Source organism: Actinomadura rugatobispora (assembly GCF_055379765.1).
In genome coordinates this window covers 8930260-8956225 of record NZ_AP029191.1, presented here as the reverse complement: position 1 = coordinate 8956225, position 25966 = coordinate 8930260, and the positions used below count along the sequence as shown (strand labels likewise).

The window sequence follows — 25966 nt, the reverse complement described above, 5'->3', positions numbered from 1 at the left end:
GGGCGGGCCCTGGGCGGAGGGCTCTTGATACTAGACAATGACACTAGTAACCTCTCGGCCGGTAAGTGTAGTCCTCCTGTGGTAAGGAACGCCCTGGTGACACGAATCGAGATCGCTGGCATCACGGCTGAGGACACCGACCTCGCGCTGACCGACGGTGTCTCCGGCCTGACGTGGGGCCGGCTCCTGGACCAGGCCGTGCGCGCCGGCAACGCCCTCCGCGACGCCGCGGCCGGTGGCCGGGCGGCGGTCATCGGCGCCAACGAGGTCCGCACCCTGGTGGCGCATCTCGCGGCGGCCCTGGCAGGTGTCTCCTCGGTGGCGGTGAACGCGCGCCTGCGTCCGCAGGAGGTGGAGTACATCCTCCGGGACTCGGGATCGACGGTGTGCGTGGTCCCCGCGAGCCGGTATGCCGACCTCTTTCCCGTGGCCGAGCGCGCCGGCTGCCGGACGGTCGTCTCCGACGTCTCCGGCGCCACGGCCTGGCAGGAGCTCGTCGAGTCCGGCGCGCCCGACTGGGACCCGCACGCACCGGTCGAGCCGCTCGTCCTCTACACCTCCGGAACCAGCGGCTTCCCTAAGGGCACCCACTCGCGCTGGGCCGCACGGCCGGAGCCGGACGTCGGCCGGCACCTCGATTCCGTGCGCGCCGGCATGGCCGCGGTCCCCGACGGCCCCCATCTGGTGGCCGGGCCGCTGCACCACAACGGACCGTTGATGGGACTGCGCAGCCTGCTCATGGGACGGCCAGTCGTGATCCTGCCGAAGTTCACGGCCGAGGCCGCCCTGGCCGCCATCGAGCGGCACCGGATCGCCTCGACGGTGATGGTGCCGACCCACCTGAGCCGGATGCTCGCCCTGCCCGAGGACCTCCGCCGCCGGTACGACGTCGGCAGCGTGGCGCACCTCGTGCTCACCGGCGCCCCGTGCCCGCAGGAGGTGAAGCGCGCCTTCATCGACTGGTTCGGACCGGTGGTCAGCGAGGCCTACGGCGGTTCGGAGTCCGGGACCGTGTGCATGATCGGCTCCGAGGAGTGGCTGCGCAAGCCGGGCTCGGTGGGTCGTCCGCTGCCCCGCTTCGACGTGGTCGTGGTCGGCGACGACGACCGGCCGCTGCCCGCGCACCGTACGGGCCGTCTCTATTTCCGCGACCGGACGGGGCACGGGATCGAATACCTCGGCGACCCGGAGAAGACCGCGGCGGCCCATCTCGAGCCGGGGCTCTTCTGCCTCGGCGACGTCGGGCACGTCGACGGCGACGGCTATGTCTTCGTCACCGACCGTGCGGTCGACATGGTCCTCTCGGGCGGGGTCAACGTCTATCCCGCCGAAGCCGAGCGCGTCCTCCGTGACCACCCGCAGGTCGAGGACGCCGCGGTCATCGGCGTCCCCGACGAGGACATGGGCGAGAGCCTACTGGCCCTGGTCGTCCCGGTCGCCGGGCGGGCACTGGACGAGCGGGCCCTCGACGCGTACTGCCGCGGGTTCCTCGCCTCGTACAAGTGCCCGCGTTCGTACGCGTTCGTCGACAGCGTCGGACGGGACCCGATGGGCAAGGTGCAGAAGAAGCGGCTGCGCCAGGCGTATCTCGCGTCGAGTGCGGGGGCACCGGGTGCCGTTCCTCATGCCTGAGGCACCGGTGCCCGCGCAGGCGGCGAAGGCCGGCGCCGCCCGCTGGACGATCCACGTGCTGCCGTCCGGGGTCGAGTTCCGTGCGCGCGACGGCCAGACGGTGCTGGAGGCCGCCGAGGAGCAGGGCGTCATCTGGCCGACGACCTGCCGTGCCAACGCGGAGTGCACCCGCTGCTTCTTCGAGATCGTCGAGGGCCGGGAGAACCTCTCCGCCATGGAACGCCGTGAGGAGGAGGCCCTGGACGCGATCAGGTGGCGCGGGATCCCGCGCCCCCTGGAACGGCTTGGTTGTTGCGCAGAGGTACATGGCGACGTGGTGGTGCGTCGCCGCAGTGTTCGTAAACGCGAGGAGAAAGCGACCCGATGAGCATCACGGAAGACCTCGGCCGGATCCATGCCAACGTGGAGAAGCACAAGCTGTCGTACCCGGAGGAGGCCGGATTCGGGGAGCTGCACCGCCCCGAGCCCGCCTACTCCCACATCGACCCGAAGCGGTACACCTCGCCGGAGTTCCTCCAGCGTGAGTTCGACTCGTTGTGGTCCGGCACCTGGCAGATGGCGTGCCGGGCCGAGCAGGTCGCCGAGCCGGGCGACTTCCACGAGTACAGCATCGGCCGGCAGAGCTACCTGGTGGTGCACGGGCAAGACGGCAGGCTGCGCGCCTTCCACAACGTCTGCCCGCACCGCGGCAACCTGCTCAAGCCGTCCTGCGGTTCGGCGAAGGAGCTGCGCTGCGGCTACCACGCGTGGGCCTGGACCCTTGACGGCAGGCTCAAGGACATCCCCGACCGCCAGCTCTTCCCGGAGATCAAGGACGACGACTACGCCCTGCACGAGGTCGCCTGTGACCAGTGGGGCGGCTTCGTCTTCATCCACCCCGTCCCGGCCGAGGCGGGCAGCCTGCGCGAGTTCCTCGAACCCCTCGCCACCGAGGTGGACAAGTACCACCTCGACCGGTTCCGGGCCTCGATGCACGCCGAGATCGTCCTCGACTGCAACTGGAAGGTGGCCCTCGAGGCGTTCCTCGAGGCCTACCACGTCGGGGCGACCCACCCGCAGCTCATGACGTTCCTCGACGACGTCAACACCGCCTTCAGCGAGTACGGCAGGCACGCGATGATGATCGTCCCCTACGGCGTCCCGAGCATGCGGCTCGAGCACGTCGACCCGGCCGAGATCTACGAGTCCTACTACTCCCGGTCGGCCTCGGGCTTCCGGCACAGCAAGCAGGGCAAGGGCGAGGACGCCGCGGGGATGCCCCGGCAGCAGACCGTCGACCTGCCTCCGCAGCTGTTCGACGAGGACGGCGAGTGGCGGCTCGACGAGTCGGTCAGGGAGTACCTGATCAAGCAGAACCGCGCCAGGGCGGCCGAGCTCGGGCACGACTACTCCGAACTCAGCGACGCGCAGATGGTGGACGACTACGACTACCACATCTTCCCGAACCTCAAGTTCAACGCCCACGCCGGCGGTGCGCTGACGTTCCGCTCGCGTCCGCACCCGACGGACCCGAACCTGTGCGTCTTCGACGTCTACACGCTGGTGTGGGACAACGAGCACGAGGAGCGCGCCGAGGTCGCGCCGACCATCGCGGTGAACGTCAAGGAGGTCAGCATGGGCCAGGTCCTGGACCAGGACTTCTCCAACCTCCCCCACGTCCAGCGGGGACTGCACAACTCGGCGCTCGAGCACCTGACGGTCGGGGGTTCGGAGATGCGCGTCATCCACTTCCAGAAGAACCTGATCGAGCATCTCGAAGCGGCCGAAAGCGCCCGGGCCGGTCAGGACTGAGCGGGCGCCGGCCACGGGGCGGCGCGCACCACGTCATCGATCGTGGTGCGCGCCGCCCCGTGGGGCGATCAGAACTTGACCTTCTTCGTCAGGCCGCCGTCGGCCACGACGTTGACCCCGGTGACGAAGCCGGCGGCGGGACTGGCCAGGAAGGCGACCACGTTGGCGATCTCCTCGGCGGCGCCCATCGAGCCGCGCGGGATCTGGCCCAGGATCGACTCGTAGAACGCGGGGTTCTGTTCCTTGATCGTCGCCCAGCTTCCGCCCTCGAAGTACACCGGGCCGGGCGAGACCACGTTGGCCCGGATGCCTTTCGGGGCCAGGGTCTGGGCCAGGCCGGAGGTGTGGTGGATCGTGGCGGCCTTCAGCGCGCCGTACGGGCCCGCGGGGTTCCCGCCGAACGTCTCCACCGCGGCCGTGGTGCCGATGGCCACGATCGAGGCCGCGTCCGACTCCTCGAGCCTGGGCAGGGCGGCTTGGACCAGATGCACGTAACCGAGCACGTCGACCTCGAAGTTCCGGCGCCACGCGTCGACACCGGCGCCACCGAGACCGCTGACGTTGCTCACGACGATGTCGATGCCGCCGAGCGCCTCGGCGGCCGCCCCGACCCAGGCGTCGATCGACGCGGAGTCGGCCATGTCCACCTGCTGCGTGTGCACGTCACCGAGCGACTTCGCCGCCAGGGCGAGCGCGTCCGGATCACGACCGCAGATGGAGACCGCGGCGCCTTCGGCGACGAGCGCCCGCGCGATCGCGAGCCCGATCCCCCGGCTCCCACCCGTGATGAGGGCACAACGACCGTTCAGCCCCAGATCCACCGATTTCCTCCTGCTCGTTGCCGATCAATTGTCCCAGTTACTTTAGTGTAGTATCAGTAAGAAGGGAAGGTGAGGTGGGCCCAGTCCACCGCAGTACAGCACCGCCTTTCGCCCTAGGCAGTTGACCTGTGCGGCCCAATAACTTGATGCTCACCTAGATTTCTCCGTGCCCCGCGTTCATGCCGGGGTCACCCGGAGCCGACAACGAGGAGTCGCGGTGCGAGCAGCCTTCATCAGTGCGGCAGGAGCCATCCGGATCGAGGAGGTCGCGGATCCCGCGCCCGACCGCGGTGGCGTCGTCGTCGACATCGTGTCGTGCAGCATCTGCGCCACGGACGCGCACTACTTCGCGGCCGGCGGACATGACGTCCCACCGTCGATCTTCGGACACGAGTGGGTCGGCCGGGTCTCCGAGGTCGGTGCCGACGTCACCGATCTCGACGCCGGGCGGCTCGTCGCGGTGACCGTCGGCACGTCGTGCGGCACGTGCGCGCCCTGCCGGCGCAACCTCGGCGACCTGTGCGCGAGCACGCTCCAGCAGGCGCGCGGCCGGGACTCGGCCGCCTCTCCCTGGGGCGGCTTCTCCGATCGCATCGCCGTCACCGCGAGCCGGGTGCTGCCACTGCCGGAGTCGATGCCCGCGGAGTCGCGCGAGCTCGTCGAACCCGCCGCGGTCGCCCACCGCGGCGTGCGGCGGGCGGGGATCCGGCTGGACGATCTGGTCGTCGTCCAGGGCGGCGGTGCGATCGGGCAGTTCGCCGCCCAGTGGGCGAGACTCGCCGGCGCGGGCCGGGTGGTCGTCGTGGAACCCTCCGCGCCCAGGCGCGAACTGGCGGTCGCCTTGGGAGCGGACGAGGCGGTGCGTCCCGACGAGGCCGCCGACCGCGTCAGCGAACTCTCCGAAGGACTGGGTGCGGATGTGAGCATCGAGTGCACCGGGATCGCTTCGCTGGTCTACACCGGGTCCGAATTCCTGCGGCGGGGCGGCCGGCTCGCACTGCTGGGCTTCCCGCTGGAGCCGTCGACCATCCCCGTGCGCGAATGGCTGATCCGTGAGCTCGAGGTGGTCGCGTCGATGGGCTACAGCAGGTCCGACACCGCCACCACGGTCAGGTTCGCGGCCGACGGACGGCTGCGCGCCGCCGGGATGGTCACCATGCGGATCGGCTTCGACGGTCTTGAGTCGACCCTGGCCGGGATGCACGCCAGGACGATCGACGAACCGCGGGTGGTCTTCGACCCCGGAGCGCACTGAGCCGTCCGGTCGTCCTCCAGATCGGCGAAGGGCCGGAGGCCCTGGCACAGGGCGGGTTCCATGGTGACCTGACGCACCGTGAACCGTCGGGAACAGCACGTCGGGCGCCGCGGCTAGGATCTGTACCGACACTGGCCCTGAATCACGGCTCTTCGGGCACGGGCTTCTGGACGAAGCCGAACCCCCCACCGGACCGGGCGTGCGCACGGAGCCGACAGAACGGACTCGAGGATGACCAAACCTGAGGAAGGGGTACCCCGCGGCGCCCACCGGCCGTCCCGGCGGGCGCAGGTCGTGGAGGCGGCGATCCGCGTGTTCGCGGACCAGGGACTGAAGGCCTCGGTCGCCGCGGTCGCCGCGGAGTCGGGCATGAGCCCCGCGTCGATCTACTACCACTTCCCGACGAAGGACGAGCTCCTCACCGCCGCGCTCGAGGAGATCAGCTCGCGCATCTCGAAGACCACCCTGGCCGCCGGAGGCGAAGAGGCCCTGGACATCCGCGGGGCGGCGCAGGCGGTGTGGGAGTACCACCGCGAGCACGCCGCGGAGACGCGACTGCTCTACGCCTGGGCGGCCACCGGTCCCGAGCCGGCCCGGGCGGTCCGGGACCAGTTCGTGGCCCGGCACGTCGAGCAGTCCCGCCGGCGGATGAGCGATCAGGGGCGCCAGTCGCGACTGGACCTCGCGGTGGCGGACCTGGCGGCCCGCGCCTACGTACGGATGGCCATGGACCTGTCCCAGGCCTGGGCCGCGGGCGGCAGGATCGCCGGCTATCGGCGCAAGGACCTGATCGTGGAGGCGCTCATCGAGGTCGGCGAGCGCCTGGCCGGATCCTCGCCGGACACCCGGACGATGTGACGCAGGACGGCTGACTGCCGATGGCAGGAGCTCCGGGATGCGGAGCCCTGCCATCGGCGTCTTCGGTTAGCGCGTTACTTTAGTCATTTCATATATGGCGCACCGGGCGAAGGGTCACATTCCCAAGGCGTCCGCCACCCGGTCGGGCAGCCCGGTCCATGCCTCCGGCGAATCGATCCCGGTCCAGAAGTTGGGGTCGAGGATGACCTCGGCGACGCCCGCGTCCCGGGCCCTGGCGACCTGCTCCGGGATTCCGTCCACGCCCAGCAGGGGCCGCGCCTCGGTGGCTCCGCCCGGGGGCTCCATGAAGATCCGCCAGTAGAGCTCGACCGGGGCCCGGCCCTCCGCGCGCTGCGCGTTGATCTCTTCGTGCTGCCGCACGATCACGTCGAGGGGGAAGGTCGGGTTCCAGATGTCGAACAGCTTCGCCGTTCGGCGCCGGCCGGCTTCGGAGAACATCCCCGAGAGAAGCTTCGGGCGGGGGCGCTGGACCGGCTTCGGCGAGACGATCGAGGGCGGGATGTCGAAGAACTCGCCGTGGAACTCCACGGGGTCCTCGCCCCAGCAGGCGAGGACCGCCTCGATCAGCTCGTCCGCGCGACGGCCCCGGGTCCGGAAGTCGACGCCCATCTGGTCGTGCTCCTCGCGCGACCAGCCGATGCCGAAACCGGCGACCAGGCGTCCCCCGGAGATCACGTCGATGGTGGCCAGCCGCTTGGCGATATCGACCGGGCGGTGGTAGCCGGCGACGAGGATGCTGGTCCCGATCGCGATCCGCTCGGTCCACGCGGCGAGCGCGGACAGGGACTCCGTCGCGGAGAGCATCGTCCGGTACTGCTCGGGCACCGCCCGTCCGGGCTGGCCCGCGTAGGGCGCCGTGGGCTCCAGCGCGAAGAAGAGGTGGTCCTGCACCCAGAGGCTGGTGAAGCCCCTGGCCTCGGCGCGTTCGGCGAACGTCCGCAGCACCTCGCGGCCCAGATGAGGACCCAGCTGCGGAACCGAGAAACCGACACCCGTCATTTCGCGCCCTCCTCGACTCGTGCTCAGAAACTAGCGCCATCATGTTTCTTTAGTCAATCTCTTGTTACTGGTACGCTGCGGGAGATCGGTCTGGCAGGCTCCGCGGCGGCGCCGAGCAGAGAGAGCGGGAAAGCGCATGGACCATCGAGCACGACGCGGCCTGCTGGTCTGCGGTGGGCGGTTCCACGACTTCGACTTCGTCCGGCTCCGCCTGCTCCAGCTGCTGGCCGAGGACGAATCCGTTCGGATGCAGGTCGTCCCGGACTGGTCCGGGATCGAGGCACGGCTGCCCGCCTCCGACTTCCTGATCAGTTACACCTGCGACGTCCGGCCGACCGAGGAGCAGGCACGGGCGCTCTCGCGGTGGGTGCGGGACGGCCATCGATGGCTGGCCCTCCACGCCACCAACAGCGCCCTCGAGCTCGGCGGGCGGCGGGTCACCGCGCTACCGCTCCCGGAGGCGTTCGTGGACGCCCTCGGGAGCCGGTTCCTGTCGCACCCGCCGATCGCCCCGTTCACCGTGACCGCGGCCGAGCCGGATCACCCGCTGGTGGCCGGCGTCGGCGAGCTGGTGGTGAGCGACGAGCTCTACCTGAGCGAGCTGCGTCCGGGAATCCGGCCGCTCCTGACGACCCGCTGGAGCGGCGTGACCCCGCGCTTCGCGGACTCCGACTGGACCGGCGACGAACCGCGTCCCGTCGCCTATCTCAATGATCACGGCGCGGGGTGCGTCTACTACCTGACCCTGGGCCATGCCCGGGGGCACTACGACATGCAGCCCGAGACGGACTACTGGCCGGAGGTGGACCGCGGCCCCTGGGAGGAGCCGGGCTTCCAGCTGCTCGTCCGGCGCGGCCTCGGCTGGGTCTCGGAGAGGAGCACGGCATGAGCACGAAGGTCCTCGCCCTCACAGGCGGCCACTCCTACGACGTGGAGGCGTTCCGCGGATACCTCGGCGAGCTCCACGGGTGCGAGGTGACCTGGGCGGAGCAGCCGGACGGGAACGCGCTGATCCGTTCCGGCGAGGCCGCGTCCTACGATGCGCTGCTCTGCTACGACATGCCCGGCATCACCGTGAAACTGCGGAACCCGATCCGCACCGAGGCACCGGACGCGGCCCTCAAGCAGGGCTGGCGGCGGCTCCTGGACGCGGGAACCGGTGTCGTCTTCCTCCATCACGCCCTGGCGAGCTGGCCCGAGTGGCCGGAGTTCGCCGAGATCATGGGCGGGATCTTCCTGTACCGGGCGGGCACGGTGCGCGGTGAGCGCCATCCCGACTCCGGTTACATCGAGCACGTGCCCGAGGAGTTCCGGGTCGTCCGGGACCACCCGGTCACCCGGGGTCTGCCGGAGAGGTTCCGGCTCGCCGGCGACGAGCCCTATCTCTGCCCGGTCTTCGAGGACTCGGTCGAGGTCCTGGTCCGCCGGGTGGGGTACGAGGAGGCGGGCGCCTACCTGTCCAGCGAGCACACGGTGCTCACAGGCGAGGAGAGACCCTGCGCCGGCGCCTCGTCCCTGGTGAGTGACGCCGCCGCGTGGGTCCGGCGGGAGCGGAACAGCCGGATCGTCTACCTCCAGCCGGGGGACAACGGCTCGTCGTTCAAGTCCCCGCACTTCGTGCACCTGACCCGCAACGCCCTGGCCTGGGTCTCCGCGGTGCGATCGTGCGGTTCGTCCGCCGCTGCCGGCGAAGAGTAGAGGGGAAGTCCATGTTTCACCTGACTTCGGAGCACCTTGAGTTCCGTGATCTGACCAGGAAGTACTTCGGCGCGAAGGTCGATCCCTCGGCCGAGTCGGCCGGTGCCGGTGAGATCCGCGGCTGGTGGCGCCGCGCCGACGAGGAGCTCGGGCTGGGCGCTTCCTTCCTGGCCGAGGAGCTGGGTGGCCTGGGGCTGGACTTCGGCTTCGCCGCCGTCCTGCTCGAGGAGGCGGGCCGCGTCCTGCTCGATGCCCCCCTCCTGCCCGTCGTGGTGGCCTCACAGGCCCTGCGGGGGGTGGACGCGGAGGTCGCCGCGCGGCTGATCACCCCGGGAAGGTCCCTCGGGGCGGCCCTCGGCGGCATCGACTGGACGGCTCCGCCGCCCCTGCGGATCAGCGGCTCGGGCGCCTCGTCCACCGTCACCGGCGAGCTCGGGCTGGTCCTCTACGGCCAGAGCCTGGACGTCGTGCTCTTCCCCGCCGTCGACGCCGCAGGCGAGGTGGGGGTGTACGCCGTTGAGACGACCGCGGACGAATATGCCGCCTCGCCCATCACCGGCGTGGACCTGCGCCGGGAGGCCGCGCGGGTACGCCTCGACGCCGCCCCCGTGGTGAAGGTGTCCGCCCCCGGCGACGGTGCCGCGCAGGCCGGGCGCATCGGCGACATCGCCGCGATCGCGCTGGCCCTCGAACAGGTCGGCGCGGGTCAGGCCGCCCTGGAGATGGCCGTCGACTACGCGCGCACCCGCGTCCAGTTCGGGCGGGCGATCGGCTCGTTCCAGGCCGTCAAGCACCGGTGCGCGGAGATGCTCGTGGACGTCGAGCGCGCCCGGTCCGCCGCGTACCACGGGGTGACCCGCGTCCTGGCCGGCGAGGACCTGGCGGAGCCCGCCGCGCTCGCCCAGGCCACCGCGTCGGAGGCCCTGGACCGGATCGCCTACGAGAACGTGCAGGTGCACGGCGGCATCGGGTTCACCTGGGAGCACCGGGCGCACCTGTACGCCCGGCGGGCCACCTCGACGCGGGCACTGCTGGGCGGCCCCGACCTCCACCGTGACCGCCTGGTCGCGGCGCTCCAGCGCGCCTGACCTCCCGATCGAGTAGTCGGCCCCCGGCACCCAGAGGTGCCGGGGGCCGACCGCCCGGTGCCGACGGGTCCTCGTCAGGCGCCCGCCGTCCGAGCCGCCGCGAGGGCCGGCAGGTCCGGATTTCCCAGCCGCCAGCGGATCGCGAGGGCGAGCCCGTCGGCGAGCCACCGGCCATCGCCGGGAGCATCGCCGGCGCGGGCGAATCGCCAGGTGTAGGTGCCGCCCAGTTCGAGCCACTGCGTCTCCAGGACGTGCATGGCCCGCACCTCGCACTCGAGGACCACGTGGTCGCCGTCCTGGCTGATCAGAGGGTTGGAGACGCTGTGCTGGGTCGCGTCGCAGTCGTTGATGAAGCCGCCGCCGACTCGGGCGACCCAGTCGTCCGCCGTCCACCAGCCGATCGAATCGGGACGCCACGAGCTGTAATCGAGGTGCAGACGATCGGCGAAGGCGGCCCGGTAGTCGCCCCACTCGCGGCGGTCCAATCCCCGCAGTGCGCGGTGGACGATCTCGAGGACCTCCCGGCCGCTCTGCTCGCGGACGGTCATCCGGACGCCCGGCGGTCCTCGGCGAGCGCGGCGCGGACGCTGTCGACACCGCGGCCGCCGACCGCGCTGCCGGTGGCCTCCGCGCTGTGGGCATGCCCCAGGTGGTGCAGTCCGAAGACGGAGTCGAGTCCCGTGGAGAAGCCCATCAGGTCCTCGCACTGGTTGACCGCCCGCTTGGCCAGGGCCAGCCCGAACCGCGGCTGCTTCGCGATGCGCGCGGCGATGTCCAGTGTCCGGGCCTCCAGCTCGGCCCTCGGGACGACGCGGTTCACCATGCCGAGCTCCCTGGCGCGCAGGGCGTCGACCCGCTCGCCGAGGAAGAGGAACTCCTTGGCGAAGCGAGGGCCCATCACCCACGGGTGCGCGAAGAACTCGACACCGGGCACCCCCATCATCACCACCGGATCGGCGAAGAAGGCGTCCTCGGCGGCGATGATCAGGTCGCACGCCCAGGCGAGCATCAGCCCGCCGGCGACGCAGGCTCCCTGGACCATCGCGATGGTCGGCTTGGGGATCTCGCGCCAGCGCTTGCACAGGCCGAGGTAGAGCTCCGACTCCCGTGCGAAGCGGGACTCCACCCCCGGCTTCCCCACGTGGTCCCACCACATGCCGGCCGCGGGCGGGAAGGATGTGCCCGCGTCCCGTCCCGGCGTGCCGAGGTCGTGGCCCGCCGAGAAGTGGTCGCCCTCCCCGCCGAGGACGATGACGTGCACGTCATCGTCCCGGGCGGCCTTGAGGTAGGCGGAGTCGAGGGCGTAGAGGAGCGCCCCGTTCTGCGCGTTGCGGTAGCGCGGCCGGTTCAGCTTCAGCACCGCGACCCCGTCGCGCACGCCGTAGGTGACGAGCTCTTCCCCGGGATCCTGTCCTGCGGTCATCGTTCCTCCGGCCCTTCAGTCGACGACGTGCTTGCGCACGGTCTCCACGATCCGGTCCACCGACGGGATCGCCAGTGCCTCCAGCGACGGCGACTGGGGAAGCGGGATGTGCGGCGTGGTGATCCGGACCGGCGCGCCGTCGAGATACTCGAACGCCTCCTCGACCGCGATCGAGACCAGCTCCGCGCCCCAGCCCAGCAGACGGGGGTTCTCCTCGACCGTGAACAGCCGGCCCGTCTCCTTGAAGCTGTTCAGGACCGTGGTCACGTCGAGCGGCACCAGCGAACGCAGGTCGATGACCGTGCAGTCGATGTCGTGCCGGTCCGCCAGGATCTCCGCCGCCTCCACCGCCTTCGGCACCATCGCGGCCAGCGCGACGATCGTGGCGCGCCCGCCGGTCCGGACGATCCTGGCCCTGCCGAGCTCCTCGACGATCTCGCCGTCCTCGACGTCCTGCTTGGTGGCCAGCAGCGCCTTGTGCTCCATGAACATGACCGGGTCGCTGTCGCGGACCGCCGCCGCCATGAGCCCGACGACGTCGCGCGGTGTCGAGGGCGCCACGACCTTCAGCCCGGGCACCTGCATCAGCCAGTTCTCGACGCTCTGCGAGTGCTGCGCGCCGAAGCGGAGGCCGCCGCCGTTGCCGAAGCGGACCACCAGGGGCATCGTGATCTGGCCGTTCGTCATGTACGGCGTCTTGGCGATCTGGTTGACGATCATGTCCTGGCAGACCGAGACGAAGTCGGCGAACATGATCTCGGCGATCGGCCGCAGGCCCGTCATCGCGGCCCCCATCGTGGCGCCGATGATCGCGTCCTCGGAGATGGGCGTGTCCAGGACCCGCTTCGGGCCGAACCGGTCGAGGAGGCCGGCGGTCGTCTTGAAGACGCCGCCGGCCGCGCCGAGGTCCTCGCCGATGAGGATCACGCGCTCGTCGCGCGCCATCTCCTGGGCGATGCCGCGGGCGACGGCGTTGCGATAGATCAGTTCCGCCATGAGGCACCTCCGTCGGCCCACACGGCCGTCATCAACTCCGCGGGATCGGGATTCGGGGACGAGACCGCGAACTGCGCGGCGTCCTCGGCGTCGCGCTCGGACTCCGTCTCGATCTGGTCGAGGGCGGCCTCAGGGACGCCGGCCGCGACGAGCACGCCGCGGTAGAACGGGATCGGGTCGCGCTTGAGCCACTCCGCGATCTCCTCCTCGGGGCGGTAGGTGCCCGGGTCCGCACTGGCGTGGCCGAGGTGCCGGTAGGTGACGGCCTCGATCAGCGACGGCCCTCCCCCGCTCCTGGCCCGTTCGATCGTCCGGGCCGCGGTCGCGTAGACCTCGTCCGGATCGTTCCCGTCGACCAGGATCCGCTCCAGCCCGTAGGCGGAGGCGCGGTCGGCGGCCGGATTCGGCACCGCGGTGACGTCCCGGATCGGCGTGTACTCCATGTAGTGGTTGTTCTCGCACACGAAGACCACCGGCAGCTTCCAGACCGCGGCCAGGTTCAGGGCCTCGTGGAAGGCGCCGATGTTGGTCGTGCCGTCGCCGAAGAAGCAGACGGCGACCTGGCCGGTGCCGCGGTACTTCGCGGACAGGGCCGCGCCGGCCGCCACCGGGAGGTGCGCGCCGATCACGGCGTACGAGCCCATCATCCCGTGCTCGACGCTGGTCAGATGCATGGAGCCGCCCTTGCCCGCGGCGAGGCCGGTCGACTTGCCGAGCAGCTCGGCCATGATCGGACGCATCGGCACGTCGCGCGCGAGGATGTGGCCGTGGCCGCGGTAGGTGGCGAAGGTGTAGTCGTCCTTCCTCATCGCCACGCCGAACGCCGCGGCGATCGCCTCCATCCCGATCGACGCGTGCCCCGGCCCGGTCAGTCCCTGCTGGAAGAGCCGGTGCCACCGCTTGTCGAAGTGCCGGATCCGGGCCATCAGCCGGAAGATCGCGAGCTGCTGCTCGCGTGCCGGCGTGGCGCCGCCCTGCCGGTCATGACGCCGTTCGACGGCCGTGTCGGTCATCGCGCCTTCTCCATTCACAGACGAATCGCCTTGTACTCGAAGTACTCCTCGAGCCCGTACCTGCCGAGTTCCCGCCCGTTGCCGGACTTCTTGACGCCGCCGAAGGGCGCCCTGGCGCTGAACGCACCGCCGTTGACCGCCACCTGGCCGGTCCGGATCCGGCGGGCCACGGCGACGGCCCGGTCCTCGTCCCCGGACCAGACCGCGCCGCTGAGCCCGTACTCGGAGTCGTTGGCCACCTCGACGGCCTCTTCGGTGTCGTCGACCGGGATGACCACGAGCACGGGACCGAAGATCTCCTCCTGCGCCACCCGCATCCCGGACTTCACGTCGGTGAGCACGGTGGGCGTGACGTAGTAGCCACCGCCTCCGGATCGGCCTCCGGGGTCGTCGGAGATCCCGCCGGCCAGCAGCCGCGCGCCCTCGCTCAGGCCGAGCTCGATGTAGGAGTTGACCGTCTCCCGCTGTTCGGCCGACGCCATCGGGCCGACCACGGTCCGCGGGTCGGACGGGTCCCCGACGACGACTTCGGCGACCGCGGCCCTGATCTCGGCCTCGACCTCGGTCTGGAGCGATCGCGGCACGACCAGGCGGGTCAGCGCGGAACAGGTCTGGCCCCCGTTGGAGAAGCAGGAGCCGAGGGTGCCCCGGACGCTGCGTGCGACGTCGGCGTCGTCCAGCACCACGGAGGCCGACTTGCCACCGAGTTCGAGCGCGACCCGCTTCACCGTCGCGGCCGCGGTGGCGGCGATCCGCGCCCCGGCCTCGGTGGAGCCGGTGAAGCTGATCATGTCCACGTCCGGATGCGCGACCAGGGCCTCGCCGATCACCCGCCCGGTGCCGGTGAGCAGGTTGGCGGTCCCGGCGGGGAGGCCCAGGGCCTCGATCTCCTCGAACAGGAGGACCGAGCTCAGGGGCGCCACCTGCGAGGGCTTGACCACGATCGCGCATCCGGCGGCCAGTGCCGGCGCCAGTTTCGCGACGACCTGGTAGATCGGGTAGTTCCACGGCGTGATCGCGCCGACGACACCGACGGGTTCGCGGACGACGGTGACGTTGTCCACCCGCTCGTCCAGGGGGAGTTCGGCGAGGGCGTCCGCCGTGCCCCGGATCGTCGCGATCGACAGGCCGACCTGGACGGAGCGGGAGAAGGCCAGGGTCGACCCGACCTCCTTGCTCATCACGGCCGCCAGCTCGTCCTCGCGGGCGGCGAGCCGGTCGGCGAGCCGGCGCAGGAACGCGACGCGCTCGGGCACCGGGACGGCGCTCCACTCGCGCTGGGCCCGCCGGGCCGCGGCCACGGCCCGCTCCAGCTGGTCCGCTCCGGCCGGCCGGAGCGTTTCGACGACGGTCGCGCTCGCCGAGTCGAGAACGGTGATGCCGTCCCCGGATCCGGTGCCGGCCTCCCAGGCGCCGTCGATGTAGTTGCCCGGCCGCAGAGCCATGGACTGGCCTCCTCAGTCACTCCGAGTGGGCCCGGTCACAGGCCCACGCCGGGCAGGCTAACCAGTAACTAGATGATGTGGCAAGTAATCGACTGATACTCAAGAAAGAAGGATGCGGCGGCCCACCACGTGCGCGGCGTGGACATCGGTCCCGAAGGACGCCGAAGGCCCCTCCGGCCCCTCGAGGCCCTTGGCGGCCAGCTCCGCCAGGAGCGCCAGCAGCGCCATCGCGCGCATCGTCCCGCCGAGCCGCCCCAGCTCGGGGTCCCGTCGCAGCACCTCCTCGGCCATCACCTTGACCACCGGCTCGAAGGGGGAGACCTCGGGCTCGTCGTCGGCCCCGTGGGAAAGCCGGTTGGCCACGAAGAGGAAGCGCGCCTCCTTCGGCGAGCGGCGGATCCACTCGGCGGCCCGGTTGATCACTCCGTCGACCCAGTCCTCCATGGCCGCCTCGTCCCGCTGAGCTGTGACGACGTCCAGGAGCGACCGCCCGATGCGCTCCCGCAGGGCGTCGAGCAGCTCCTCCCGGCTGTCGAAGTGGTAGTAGACCGCCGCGGAGGTCATCCCGGCCCGTTTCGCGATCCGCGAGATGGCCACGTCGTACTGCCCGTCGCTCATCAGCTCGTCGAGCGCGGCGTCGAGCAGCTCCTCACGACGCGAAGGTCTGTGGGCCGGCCGAACAGTTGCCATCAGAGCCTTGCCACCTTTCTATAGTTATTGTTGACTATGTCGCACCCGCCGGACCGTTCACACCAGCGTTCGCAGCAGAACATCTAGATGATCGGTCCCTTGCACCCAGCGTAGTGATGCCCGCGAAGACAGGAGGGCGGCGACCGTGATCGACCGCACCGGACCGGTCCGTCCGGCGCCCGGCGAGCGCATCCTCACCCCCCTCGGCCACTCGGCTTCACGAAATCGATCATCCAGGAGGCGCCTTGCCCGAAGTGTCGCAAGCATCGGCGTTGGAGGACTGGGCCTCCGACGCGAACGGCTGGCTGGCCGGACGGCTGCCCGCCCGGCCCGAGGAGGGCTTCGAGTGGGGAGCCGGCGACGACGGCGCCCCGGTCTTCCACAACGTCTCCGACGAGGACCTGGGGCGGCTGGTCGAACGGAGCGCCGCCTGGCAGCGGCAGAAGTACGACGCCGGCTACGGCGCCCTGACCCTGCCCGAGGAGCACGGGGGCGCCGGACTCCCCGGTGAGTACGAGCGAACGTTCGCCCAGCTGGAGTCACGGTTCCAGGTGCCGCACACCCCCGAGCTGGTCGGTGTCACCGTCGGCCTGATCGCCCCCACCATCGCCCGGCTGGGCACCGAGGAGCAGCGCGCCCGGTGGCTCAGGCCGATGCTCCGCGCCGACCTGCTCGCCTGCCAGCTCTTCTCCGAGCCGGAGGCCGGCTCGGACCTGGCCAACGTACGGCTCCGTGCCGTGCGCGAGGGCGGCTCGTGGGTGCTCAACGGTCAGAAGGTCTGGACCTCGGGGGCGCAGTTCGCCCAGGTCGGCGAGCTCATCGCCCGCACCGACCCCACCGCCCCCAAGCACCGGGGCATGACCGCGTTCATCGTGCCGATGGACGCACCCGGTGTCGACATCCGCCCGTTGCGGCAGATGTCCGGTGGCACGTCGTTCAACGAGGTGTTCTTCAACGATGTCCGGATCCCCGACGCGGACCGCATCGGCGACGTCGGCGACGGCTGGCGGGTCGCCCTGACCACCCTGGGCTTCGAACGCGGCCACTCCGGACGGCGCAAGGTCGGCGGCAGCTGGGAGTACCTGTGGGAGCTCGCCCGGCACACCGGCGCCCTGGAGGATCCGCTGAAGCGTCAGAGCGTGGCCAGGGCCTACACCGCCCACCGCCTGCTCGAGCTGCTCGGCGACCGGGTCGCCACCGCGCAGGCCGCGGGCGAGGCACCCGGTCCCGAGGGGTCGCTGCGGAAGGTCTTCTGGGTCGACCAGCTCCGGGCCTTCTCGGAGACCAGCCAGGACCTGCTGGGCGAGCGCCTCGCCTTCGACCACGGCGAATGGGGCACCTACGCGTGGAGTGAGCACGTCCTCGGGGCGCCGGGCTTCCGCATCGCGGGCGGCTCCGACGAGATCCAGCGCAACATCATCGGGGAGCGCGTCCTCGGGCTTCCCGCCGAACCACGCAACGACAAGGGACCGATGACCGAGTGACCATCCTGGAAACGGCGATCGTGGCGGCGCGGCCGCAGGCCCTGGCCGACTACTACCGCACCGTCTTCGCCCTCGAGCCGGAGTGGAGCATCGAGCTCACCGACGAGGCGTTCGCCGCCTCGGGGCTGGGAGTGCCCTGCCAGGTGATCTGCCTCCGCACGCCCTCGGGCCAGCGGCTCAAGTTCCTGGGCCCCGCCCGGCGGCCGCGCACCGGCCACGGCGGCCCGCCGGTGATCGAACACGCCGGCGCACCGCTGTTCACGCTGGTCGTGGACGCCCTGGAGGAGGTCGTCCGCGCCTCGCGGGCGGCCGGTGGCGGCGTCCTCGGCGACGGGACGGTGATCGACGTCAAGCCCGGGGTCCGGGTCACCTTCCTCACCGACCCGGAGGGGAACGCCGTCGAACTGATCGAACGCGCGTCCTGACGCACTCCTCCGCCGCCACCCCACACCAAGGAGCAAGTATGGACACCATCGACGTGCTCGTCATCGGATCCGGCATCGCCGGCCTCTCGGCCGCGCTCTCCGCGACGGAGAACGGCGCGGAGAGCGTCGTGATCCTCGAGGCCGACACCGAGATCGGCGGGTCGTCCCGCCTCAGCGGCGGCATCATCATGGGCGCCGACTTCAAGCTGCAGCGCGAGGCGGGCATCGAGGACTCCGCGGAGAGCTTCTACCGCGACTACATGAACGCCAACGTCTGGAACCTGAACCCGGCGGCGGTCAAGGCGTTCTGCCGCGAGTCGGGCCGGGCGATCGACTGGCTGGTCGACCACGGTGTCCAGTTCCACCCCGCCCTGGTCTTCGGAGGCTCCGAGAACACCCCGCGCTGCGTGGCGGCGGTCGGGCAGGGCGGGCAGCTGGTGAACAGCCTCGCCCGCGCGGTCCGCGAGGCGGGGGTGGACATCGTCGTCAACCACCGCGTGGAGCGCATCCTGGTCGAGGACGGGCGCGCCGCCGGCGTGGTGGCGGACGGCGAGGAGATCCGTGCCGCCGCGGTGGTGATCGCATCGGGCGGCTACGGCGCCGACCGCCGGCTGCTGGCCGAGCACAACCCGTCCTTCACCGCGACCGGCGACTGGGGCTGGTACATCGGCACCGGCACGGCGCGGGGCGACGCCTTCGGTTTCGCCGAGCAGCTCGGCGCCCAGATCGTCGGGCACGACCGCGGCCTCCGCCTGCTCCACCCCGACTTCGTGCACACCTTCGAGAGCTACATCCCCGGGTGGATGGTCCTGGTGAACAAGGAGGGGCGGCGCTTCGTCGACGAGTCGGCCCCGTACGGCGTGCTCGAACGGACGACCCACCGGAACGGCGGCGTCGCCTGGTTCGTCTTCGACCACCAGGCCGTCGACCGGAGCACGGCCGGCCGGACCAAGGCGTACAAGCAGGTCTTTCCCGAGCGCGAGGAACGCCAGAGCCCCAACTGGAACCCGGCGATGATCGCCGAGCAGGTCGAGGCCGGCCGGATCCACTCCGCCGGCACCCTCGCCGGGCTCGCCGAGGCCGCTGGCCTTCCGGCCGACCGGCTGCAGGCCACCATCGAGTCCTACAACGACGACCGCCCCGACGAGATGGGGAAGGACGCCCAGTTCGTCCGCCCGGTCGCCGAGGGCCCGTTCTACGCCGCCGAGGTGCGCCTCGCCACCCTGTGCTGGACGGCCGTCGGCCCCGCCATCACCGGCCGCGGCGAGATCACCGACACCCTGGGCCGCCCGATCCCCGGTGCCTACGCCTGCGGCGAGGTGACCGGGGGAATTCTCGGCGACGTGTACGTCGGCAGCGGGAACTCCGTCGGCAACTCGGCCACCTTCGGGCGGATCGCCGGGCGGAGCGCGGCACAGGACGTCTCCGCCACGCACTCCGCCTGACCCTCGCCGCCCATGGCGGCCGCGGCTCTCAAGAGAGGCGCGGCCGCCATGAACGGGGTCACGCGAGCTTCACCAGCATCTTGCCGAGGTTGGCGCCGGTGAGCACACCGATCAGCGCTTCCGGTGCGTCGGCGATGCCCTCGCGCACCGTCTGCATGACGACCATCTCGCCCCGGTCGATCCAGCCGATGACGTCGTCCTCGAACTTGTCCTGCAGATCGAAGTGGTCCCTGGCGATGAAGCCGCGCAACGTCAACCGCTTGAGCACCGCCTGGATCAACTGGTCGACGGCCGGGCCCTGGTGCTGCGCGGAGAAGTCGACACCGAAGTTCGAGATCATCCCGCACAGCGCGATCCGGCCGAACGGATTGAGCAGGTCCAGCGCCGTCGTCAACTGCTCGCCCCCGACGTTGTCGAAGTAGACCGAGTAGCCGTCGGCACTGGCCGCCCGGAGCCGCCCGGCCAGATCTGGTTCGCGGTAGTCCAGACCGGCGTCGAAGCCGAAGTCGTCGACCAGCGCCCTGGCCTTGTCCGGGCCACCCGCGGTGCCGACGACGTGGACGGCCCCGAGGTTCCTGGCCATCTGGCCCGCCACACTGCCCACGCCGCCGGCCGCCCCCGAGACCCAGACGGTGTCACCGGGCACGATCTGCGCGATCTCGGTGAGGCCGACGTAGGCCGTGAGGCCGGTGAGTCCGAGGACACCGAGCCAGTACGGCGCCGGCGCCCGGTCGACCCGGATCCGGCGGACCTCGTCGGCCCGGACGACGGAATGCTCCCGCCACCCGAGCTGATGGCGTACCCAGGCGCCCTCGGGAACGTCCGCGGACTTGCTCGCCACGACCTGGCCCACGGCCATCCCGTCGAGGGGCGCGCCGAGCGCGAAGTTCTGCGTGTAGTGCTTCTCGAAGTCCTCGAGCCGACCCCGCGTAGAGGGATCGACGCTCATGTAGTGGTTCTCCACGAGCACCTCATCCGGCCCGAGCGCAGGCAGGCCGATGTCGGCGATCTCGAAATCCTCCACCCTGACGACCTGCCCCACCGGCCGGCGGGTCAGCACCACCGCCCGCGTGGTCGTCTCTCGTACGGAACGCGCCTGCCCTGCCGTGGTTCCCATAGACATCTCCTGGATCACTATCAACCCAACTATCTTAACAGAGCCTATAGAAACTGGCCCGCCATCGACAAGCCCCTCCCACCAGACCCCACAAAACCCCAGCGACCTGCACATACTCGCGAAGAGAGCCACCCGCTCACAGGACGCACACAACCCCACTCCCTACCGGTTCACGCCATCCGCACATGGAAACAACAAGTTGCCTCGGTAACCCGGCCCTCCCCCACGCAGCATCTGAACCCCAGACGCCTACGCAGAGCAGAAGCACCTACGCGGGTCGGCCAACATCACCTCGGGCGATTTGCGGAACAACCTCTTTTCAGCAGCCGTGCGAGGTCGGCTGACCACAGCATGGTCGCGTCCGGTGTGGCACCCCGAGAACGCGAAAAAGAGGCTTCACATGCTCATGGACCGTGCTTCGCTGCCGTTCTCTCCACCTACGTCACCGGGGTCAATGACAGCTGACGACGGCCCGCGTTAAAGCCGTTGTCATTCGGGACTCCTGTCCCTGTCGGCCCGAGTCCACCGAGTGCATGCTTCCCTCTGTTAAAGGGGGTACCAGTGAGACGTTCTGCCACGGCCATCGTCGTAGCGGCTGTTCTAGTCACTTCCAGTGCAGGGTGCGGGTCGACCGCGGCGCCGACAGCGGCAGGCTCGGAAAGCTCGCCGCCTTCCGCTCCTGCGAGCACGCCGTCACCCACGCCGTCGGTCGAGAAGCGCACCGTCACCGAGACCGAAGCGATCCCGTTCAAGACCAAGAAGGTGAACGACCCCACGCTCGCCAAGGGCGAGACCAAGGTGAGAACCCGTGGCGTCGCGGGTGTCAGAACCCTGACCTACAGCGTCACCATCACCGATGGAGTGCAGACCGGCAGGAAGCTGGTGCGAAAGGCGGTCACGAAGGCACCGGTCGCCCGGATCATCGCCGTCGGTACGAAGCAGACGCGGCAGTGCGATCCGAACTACAGCGGCGCCTGCGTACCGATCGCCAGCGATGTCGACTGCGCGGGCGGCAGCGGCGACGGCCCGGGCTACGTCCAAGGCCCCGTCCGCGTAGTCGGTTCGGACATCTACGACCTGGACCGCGACGGGGACGGCACGGCCTGCGACTGAATCCGCGTCCCGCAAACGCGCTCTCGGCATGGCACCTCGACCTGAGCACGCGGCATGCTGCGTCGCCGCTAGCCCTCTTGCCCCCGGACACACGCTGGTCGTCCCGACAGACCACTACACCGATATCTTCGACACGCCGCCCGGCTCCCTAGGTGACCGAGGCGTTCGCTGCGCAATCTGTTCGCTGTAGGCCCGGATGTTGTGCAGGGCCTGCTGCTCGGCTGGCCGGGATGTTGACCGGGCTGAGAATCGCTACCCGGGGGCGGCGGACGGTTCCTTGGAACCGGTCGGCTCCCGCTCGACGTGAACGCGTGGGCCGAACGGGCCGGGCATGTCCGCGCCGCGCCCAACGGGCGTGCCGGACGGCCACGTGTGCTGGGCCGGCGAACTCTCGCTCTGGCTAGACCGTCTGGGTCAGAGGGTGTCGTCTGCGAGAGGGGACTGCTGTGACCGTTCGCGCCGAGGAAGAGGACCGGCGAACGAGCAGCGCCGCACGGCGGATCCGAGGGCGCCGCGTCTGGGTGGACGTGCTGCTCTGGGTTGCTCTGGCGCCGTTCGCGGTTTGGGCGGCGCTGCGGGTGTCCGGCTGGGAACCGGTGTTCGGGTGGAAACAACTGGTCGCCTTCACCCCGTACGTGGCGACGGTCTCCCTGGTCGTCCCGCTGGCGGCGTTGTCGCTGCGCAGGTGGTTCGTCGTTGTGGTCGGGGTCCTGGTGGCCGGGGCGCTGGGCGTCGTGGTCGTCCCGCGTGCGCTGCCCGACGCGAACCCGGCGGCGGACGGGCCGCGGGTGCGAGTGCTCGCGGCCAACCTGCTGGCGGGAGGGGTGCCCGCGAAGGACATGGCGGACCTGGTACGGCGCGAGCGGCCCGACGTGCTGGCCCTGCAGGAGGTGACGCCGGAGGCGGTGGAGTCGCTGGACGGCGCGGGCCTGCGGGAGTCGCTCCCTTATCGGGTGCTGCGGCCGAGTCCCGGCGTGGTCGGTTCCGCCGTGTACGCGCGCTTCCCCGTCCGGGAGCAACCGCTGATCAAGATCGGGTTCGGGCAGGCGCGGGCGCGGGTGGACGTGCCCGGCGCCCCGCCGGTCGAGGTCGTCTCGGTGCACCCGTGCGCGCCTTCAGCGCCCGACCGCGCGGGCTGCTGGAAGGCGGGCTTGCGAGCGCTTCCCCGGGCGGACGGGCGCGGCCCGGTCCGGATTCTGGCCGGGGACTTCAACGCCACGGCCGACCACGCCGAGTTCCGCAGGCTGACCGATTCCGGGTACCGCGACGCCGCCGACGTCACCGGCGGCGGGCTGCGTCCCACCTGGCCGGCCGGATGGCGCGGCAGGGTGCCGCCGGTGACGCTCGACCACGTCTTGGCCGATGCGCGGGCGGCGGTCCGCGGCTTCGAGATCCACCGGCTGCCCGGCACCGACCACCGCCCCGTCCAGGCCGATCTCACCCTTCCCCGCGGATAGCCGGCCGCACGTCAGGGCCGCAGGACCAGCGAAGGACACCATCCCAGGGCTGCTAGTGAGCCTCCTGAGGTTGCGGGGGCGGCAGTGCCGCTTCACCGTTCGTTCGTCGTGAGGCACGGCTCTGGCGTTACCGAAACTTCCGATAAAAGGGATTCTTTGGGAAATATGATTCCGGCGGAGTGTGCCTGCTTACCCCGTCCGCTCGTAACCTGGATGTGGAAACTGCAGGCGCATGAGCCGAAAGATCGACCCGCGCCCCGAGCGAGGAGGTCGGCATGCCTGTGATGACAACGTACGAGCATGGGGCGCCCTGCTGGGCGGAGCTGTCCACGCCGAACATACAGCGGTCGAGGGACTTCTACTGCGAGCTTTTCGGCTGGAGCGTCTACACCATGGCGGATACGCTCATCGGCGATGTCGACATATTGACGCTCGGCGGGGTCGACGGCCCCCGGGTGGCCGGTCTGCTGGACATGGCCGATGTCACGCTCTCGCCGAACTGGACGTGCTATTTCAACGTCCGCGACCTGCCGCGCGCCGCCGACGCGGTCCGCGAGGCGGGCGGAGAGGTGTTCTTCGAGGCCGATGTCGGGCTCGGGTTCATGGCGCTCGCCGCCGACACCGAGGGCGCGGGGTTCGGGCTCTGGCATCCGCACGTCCAGGTCCACCGGGGCGCGCACGTCGTCGACGAGCCGAACGCGATGTGCTGGCTGGAGCTGGCCTGCCAGGACGCCGCCGCGGCCCAGGACTTCTACGGCCACGTCCTGGGCTGGGGGAAGCCGACCGAGTTCCAGGGCGCGACCAGCGACAAATGCTTCATGTGGACGATGACCGGCCGTCCGATCGCGAGGCTGGTGTGCGCCGACGAGCCGCCGCCGGACCGCGGCTCCCCGGCGCGCTGGTACCCGTACTTCGCCGTCGCCGACTGCGACGCTTCCGCCACCGCCGCGGTACGGCTGGGCGCGACGGTGAAGGTGACGTGCACCGAGACGGTGCACGGGCGGCTCGCCTCGTTCGCCGACCCCACCGAGGCGACCCTGGACGTCATCCAGTTGCGCCCGCGATCGTAGGACGGCACGGCGGTACCCGGCGCTTCTCAGACGTCGCGGACGCGGAGGGCGGTGTGGCCGGCGATGGCGATGCCCGCGGTCGCCGCGGCCAGGACCGCGAGTCCGGCTCGGGGGGCGAGCATGTCCTCGATCGGGACGACCGTGTAGGCGGCTTGGCCGGCGGTGATCGGCCAGTACCATGCGAACCGGTCGCCGATGGCGCCGGGCAGGCCCGGGACGAGGAGGGTGACGCCGACGAGCATCAGGTAGAGGGGTCCTCCGGCGAGTGCCGCGAGGACACCGGGATCACCGACGCCCGCCGCCGGCAGATCGGCGCCCCTGAGCATCAACTGCACCGCGGTGAAGCTGACGAGTGTCGTGGCGATGCCGGTCACGAGTGCCACGGCCCCCACGACCACGGCCTTCGCCGCGAGCAGGCGGGACCGTGAAGGTACGACGGTGATGCTGGTGCGAGGGGGGTGACGCTGAGCGCGCCGAGCATCCCGATGACCAGTTGCGCGAAGAGGAATCCCTTCAGGCCGGCCGCGGTCGGATCCCAGTCGCCGGGCAGGTCGGACGGGGAAGTGCCGAGCAGATCGGAGGCGCCCAGCACGCTCAGGGCCGCGCCGGCGGCGATCGTGCTGACGGCCGCGATCCAGGTGCTCCGGACGCTGCGGAGCTTGGTCCACTCGGAGCGGAGGACGCCCATGTGGCGGCGCCCGGCGGCCTGTTTCGGACGGACGGCGCTCATGCGGCGCGGCTTTCGTACTCGGTGGCATCGTGGGTGAGGCGGAGGAAGACCTCCTCCAGAGAACTAACGCGGGGACGCGACCTGCGCGACGCGCTGATGGCCTTCGCTCTGCGGGTGGCGACGACGGCGTTCCCGTCGTCGGAGTACGTGACCTTCCGCCGCCTGACCTCGCAGGAACGATCCGCACCGCGCCGCGCAGCACTTCGTCGTCCTCACCCTGCTTCTCGCTCTGGACACGCTCAAGGACGACCCGGGCGGCGAGGCGGCCAAGGCGAAGATTCCGGCCATCATCGCCGATGGCGTCGACGCGTTCCTGCGCGCCTACCGCTGAGACTCGCCGCGTCCGAGCAGGCGGAGCGCGCGCTGTACGCCGGCGCCGCGGTTCACGCTCTGTCCTGCGAACGGGGCTGCGCCTCCTTGAGGATGTCGTCCCCGTCGTACAGCGTGGCCCCGAAGTTCCACTCCTGCTCCGAGAGGAATGACACCAGCCGGTCCCAATCCTCCGGGTCGATCCGTCCCGCCAGCCGCACGAGCCCGTAGCGGGACAGCGTCTCCAGCACCGCCCAGTCGGTGGAGAAACGCAGCTCCTGGGCGTACTCCCCCGGGCCGACCTCCCAGCCGGCCTTCTCGAAGGCCATGCCGACCTCGCCGAGATCGGGCCCGATCTCACCGCGATACCTCTCGCCCGGCTCGGCGTGGACGCCCGCGTAGAAATTGGGCACCCTGGCCAGGATCTCCTGCCACCACCCCGGGATGTGCTCCGGATCGCGCGGATAGGTGGCCAGCTCCTTGCGGAACTGCTCGGGCACGAACCCGTGCGGCGGTTCGATCTCGCCGTCGTAGTCGAACTCCACCCTGAACCGCCCGTCGGCGGCCACCGTGAACTCCATGGAGTGCCAGGTGCCGGTCCCCTGCCGGTACATCCCGTGCTTCAACCGCCCGCACGGCTCGCTCAGCCCCTGGGGGATGTTCTCGGTCCGGTACGACCCGTCCTCCTCCTGGACGGCCAGAGAGGCCAGCGTCCCGGCTCCGACCAGCGCCGTCCACCGGAACGTCGCCTTGGCCCAGCCGGGACGCAGGCCGTCGGTGAGGATCTCGCCGATCCTCCGCTGGACCTCCTGCTGTCCCTCGGCATCGAGATCACCACGCGCCATGCCATCGCTCCTTCGAGATCGCGTCCACGTACAGGCACTGAGACGCGACTCTCCGTCCATCCGTTTCCCCGGATTCGGACGGACCTCGACGGTCGAGACTCCACTCCCTCGGGACGCGCCTGCGAATTCCTTATGAGCCGGTCGCCCTCACTCTGTCGGAAACCACAGGGCAGCGGTCTCGGGACGATCGGATCATGGCCTGGACGCGGCGAGGCCGATCGCCGGGGTGTTCCCGGGGCGG

General features: G+C 70.7%; 26 protein-coding genes. 14 read left to right on the top strand and 12 right to left on the bottom strand.

Translation table 11 applies throughout. The features are described 5' to 3' along the window. Nucleotides 1-96: 96 nt before the first annotated feature. The 3 genes from ACZ466_RS40345 to ACZ466_RS40335 are packed head-to-tail and all read left to right on the top strand — an operon-like array spanning nt 97 to nt 3423. The gene (locus ACZ466_RS40345; protein ID WP_378287542.1) at nt 97-1632 is read left to right on the top strand and encodes an AMP-binding protein; all 1536 of its coding nucleotides are present in this window, start codon (nt 97-99) and stop codon (nt 1630-1632) included. After that, nucleotides 1625-1999 carry a 2Fe-2S iron-sulfur cluster-binding protein gene (locus ACZ466_RS40340; RefSeq protein ID WP_378287543.1) on the top strand — a complete coding sequence of 125 codons (375 nt, stop codon included), beginning with the start codon at nt 1625-1627 and terminating at the stop codon, nt 1997-1999. Before ACZ466_RS40345 ends, ACZ466_RS40340 begins: the two co-directional genes overlap by 8 nt. Then, on the top strand, nt 1996-3423 hold the full coding sequence (locus tag ACZ466_RS40335; protein ID WP_378287544.1) for an aromatic ring-hydroxylating oxygenase subunit alpha: 1428 nt from the start codon (nt 1996-1998) through the stop codon (nt 3421-3423). The genes ACZ466_RS40340 and ACZ466_RS40335 overlap by 4 nt, the downstream gene beginning before the upstream one ends. Nucleotides 3424-3491: 68 nt before the next feature. On the opposite strand, the gene ACZ466_RS40330 is transcribed toward ACZ466_RS40335, so the two are convergent. After that, complete coding sequence (locus ACZ466_RS40330; RefSeq protein ID WP_464041869.1) at nt 3492-4244, bottom strand: SDR family NAD(P)-dependent oxidoreductase; 753 nt, start codon at nt 4242-4244, stop codon at nt 3492-3494. Nucleotides 4245-4461: 217 nt separating this feature from the next. Here ACZ466_RS40330 and ACZ466_RS40325 point away from each other — a divergent pair, with 217 nt between their 5' ends. After that, complete coding sequence (locus ACZ466_RS40325) at nt 4462-5499, top strand: zinc-dependent alcohol dehydrogenase (RefSeq protein WP_378287546.1); 1038 nt, start codon at nt 4462-4464, stop codon at nt 5497-5499. A gap of 231 nt (nt 5500-5730) precedes the next feature. Continuing rightward, the gene (locus ACZ466_RS40320) at nt 5731-6357 is read left to right on the top strand and encodes a TetR/AcrR family transcriptional regulator (protein WP_378287547.1); all 627 of its coding nucleotides are present in this window, start codon (nt 5731-5733) and stop codon (nt 6355-6357) included. A 114-nt stretch (nt 6358-6471) separates the two neighbouring features. On the opposite strand, the gene ACZ466_RS40315 is transcribed toward ACZ466_RS40320, so the two are convergent. Continuing rightward, nucleotides 6472-7377, bottom strand: coding sequence for a TIGR03619 family F420-dependent LLM class oxidoreductase (locus ACZ466_RS40315; protein ID WP_378287548.1), 906 nt, complete (start codon nt 7375-7377; stop codon nt 6472-6474). 136 nt (nt 7378-7513) lie between these two features. Between ACZ466_RS40315 and ACZ466_RS40310 the strand changes: the two genes are divergently transcribed. Genes ACZ466_RS40310 through ACZ466_RS40300 form a run of 3 tightly spaced genes read left to right on the top strand, consistent with a single transcriptional unit; the run spans nt 7514 to nt 10163 of the window. After that, nucleotides 7514-8266: a ThuA domain-containing protein gene (locus ACZ466_RS40310; RefSeq protein WP_378287549.1), complete on the top strand. Its 753-nt coding sequence runs from the start codon at nt 7514-7516 to the stop codon at nt 8264-8266. Continuing rightward, nucleotides 8263-9075, top strand: a complete 813-nt coding sequence (locus tag ACZ466_RS40305; protein ID WP_378287550.1) for a ThuA domain-containing protein — start codon at nt 8263-8265, stop codon at nt 9073-9075. Before ACZ466_RS40310 ends, ACZ466_RS40305 begins: the two co-directional genes overlap by 4 nt. 11 nt (nt 9076-9086) lie before the next feature. Next, on the top strand, nt 9087-10163 hold the full coding sequence (locus tag ACZ466_RS40300) for an acyl-CoA dehydrogenase family protein (RefSeq protein WP_378287551.1): 1077 nt from the start codon (nt 9087-9089) through the stop codon (nt 10161-10163). A 74-nt stretch (nt 10164-10237) separates the two neighbouring features. On the opposite strand, the gene ACZ466_RS40295 is transcribed toward ACZ466_RS40300, so the two are convergent. The 6 genes from ACZ466_RS40295 to ACZ466_RS40270 form a co-directional block, all read right to left on the bottom strand. Next, nucleotides 10238-10711 carry a nuclear transport factor 2 family protein gene (locus tag ACZ466_RS40295; RefSeq protein ID WP_464041868.1) on the bottom strand — a complete coding sequence of 158 codons (474 nt, stop codon included), beginning with the start codon at nt 10709-10711 and terminating at the stop codon, nt 10238-10240. Then, nucleotides 10708-11586, bottom strand: coding sequence for an enoyl-CoA hydratase (locus tag ACZ466_RS40290; protein WP_378281352.1), 879 nt, complete (start codon nt 11584-11586; stop codon nt 10708-10710). The genes ACZ466_RS40295 and ACZ466_RS40290 overlap by 4 nt, the downstream gene beginning before the upstream one ends. Nucleotides 11587-11601: 15 nt before the next feature. Beyond that, nucleotides 11602-12582 (bottom strand): alpha-ketoacid dehydrogenase subunit beta, encoded by a 981-nt coding sequence (locus ACZ466_RS40285; protein WP_378281353.1) that lies wholly within the window; start codon nt 12580-12582, stop codon nt 11602-11604. Next, nucleotides 12570-13595 carry a thiamine pyrophosphate-dependent dehydrogenase E1 component subunit alpha gene (locus ACZ466_RS40280; protein WP_378281354.1) on the bottom strand — a complete coding sequence of 342 codons (1026 nt, stop codon included), beginning with the start codon at nt 13593-13595 and terminating at the stop codon, nt 12570-12572. Before ACZ466_RS40280 ends, ACZ466_RS40285 begins: the two co-directional genes overlap by 13 nt. A 14-nt stretch (nt 13596-13609) precedes the next feature. After that, a complete protein-coding gene (locus ACZ466_RS40275; protein ID WP_378281355.1) occupies nt 13610-15040 on the bottom strand; it encodes an aldehyde dehydrogenase family protein in 1431 nt (476 codons plus the stop codon). Between the two features lie 99 nt (nt 15041-15139). Next, nucleotides 15140-15730: a TetR/AcrR family transcriptional regulator gene (locus tag ACZ466_RS40270; RefSeq protein ID WP_378281356.1), complete on the bottom strand. Its 591-nt coding sequence runs from the start codon at nt 15728-15730 to the stop codon at nt 15140-15142. A gap of 254 nt (nt 15731-15984) precedes the next feature. Here ACZ466_RS40270 and ACZ466_RS40265 point away from each other — a divergent pair, with 254 nt between their 5' ends. The 3 genes from ACZ466_RS40265 to ACZ466_RS40255 are packed head-to-tail and all read left to right on the top strand — an operon-like array spanning nt 15985 to nt 19084. Next, a complete protein-coding gene (locus ACZ466_RS40265) occupies nt 15985-17214 on the top strand; it encodes an acyl-CoA dehydrogenase family protein (RefSeq protein WP_378281498.1) in 1230 nt (409 codons plus the stop codon). After that, complete coding sequence (locus tag ACZ466_RS40260; protein WP_378281357.1) at nt 17211-17639, top strand: VOC family protein; 429 nt, start codon at nt 17211-17213, stop codon at nt 17637-17639. Before ACZ466_RS40265 ends, ACZ466_RS40260 begins: the two co-directional genes overlap by 4 nt. A gap of 38 nt (nt 17640-17677) precedes the next feature. Beyond that, entirely contained in the window at nt 17678-19084 is a 1407-nt protein-coding gene (locus ACZ466_RS40255) for an FAD-dependent oxidoreductase (protein WP_378281358.1), read from the top strand. 58 nt (nt 19085-19142) lie between these two features. Here ACZ466_RS40255 and ACZ466_RS40250 read toward each other — a convergent pair whose 3' ends face one another. Next, the gene (locus ACZ466_RS40250) at nt 19143-20201 is read right to left on the bottom strand and encodes an NADP-dependent oxidoreductase (RefSeq protein WP_378281359.1); all 1059 of its coding nucleotides are present in this window, start codon (nt 20199-20201) and stop codon (nt 19143-19145) included. 561 nt (nt 20202-20762) lie between these two features. Here ACZ466_RS40250 and ACZ466_RS40245 point away from each other — a divergent pair. The 3 genes from ACZ466_RS40245 (at nt 20763) to ACZ466_RS40235 (ending at nt 23841) form a co-directional block, all read left to right on the top strand. Beyond that, nucleotides 20763-21314: a G5 domain-containing protein gene (locus ACZ466_RS40245; protein WP_378281360.1), complete on the top strand. Its 552-nt coding sequence runs from the start codon at nt 20763-20765 to the stop codon at nt 21312-21314. Between the two features lie 446 nt (nt 21315-21760). Next, a complete protein-coding gene (locus ACZ466_RS40240) occupies nt 21761-22771 on the top strand; it encodes an endonuclease/exonuclease/phosphatase family protein (protein WP_378281361.1) in 1011 nt (336 codons plus the stop codon). Nucleotides 22772-23046: 275 nt separating this feature from the next. Next, nucleotides 23047-23841 (top strand): VOC family protein, encoded by a 795-nt coding sequence (locus ACZ466_RS40235; protein ID WP_378281362.1) that lies wholly within the window; start codon nt 23047-23049, stop codon nt 23839-23841. Between the two features lie 26 nt (nt 23842-23867). Here ACZ466_RS40235 and ACZ466_RS40230 read toward each other — a convergent pair whose 3' ends face one another. From ACZ466_RS40230 to ACZ466_RS40220, 3 genes are all read right to left on the bottom strand, one after another. Continuing rightward, nucleotides 23868-24224, bottom strand: coding sequence for a hypothetical protein (locus ACZ466_RS40230; protein ID WP_378281363.1), 357 nt, complete (start codon nt 24222-24224; stop codon nt 23868-23870). Then, nucleotides 24212-24571 carry a hypothetical protein gene (locus ACZ466_RS40225; RefSeq protein WP_378281364.1) on the bottom strand — a complete coding sequence of 120 codons (360 nt, stop codon included), beginning with the start codon at nt 24569-24571 and terminating at the stop codon, nt 24212-24214. Before ACZ466_RS40225 ends, ACZ466_RS40230 begins: the two co-directional genes overlap by 13 nt. A 383-nt stretch (nt 24572-24954) precedes the next feature. Further along, nucleotides 24955-25725 carry a hypothetical protein gene (locus ACZ466_RS40220; RefSeq protein ID WP_378281365.1) on the bottom strand — a complete coding sequence of 257 codons (771 nt, stop codon included), beginning with the start codon at nt 25723-25725 and terminating at the stop codon, nt 24955-24957. Between the last annotated feature and the right edge of the window lie 241 nt (nt 25726-25966).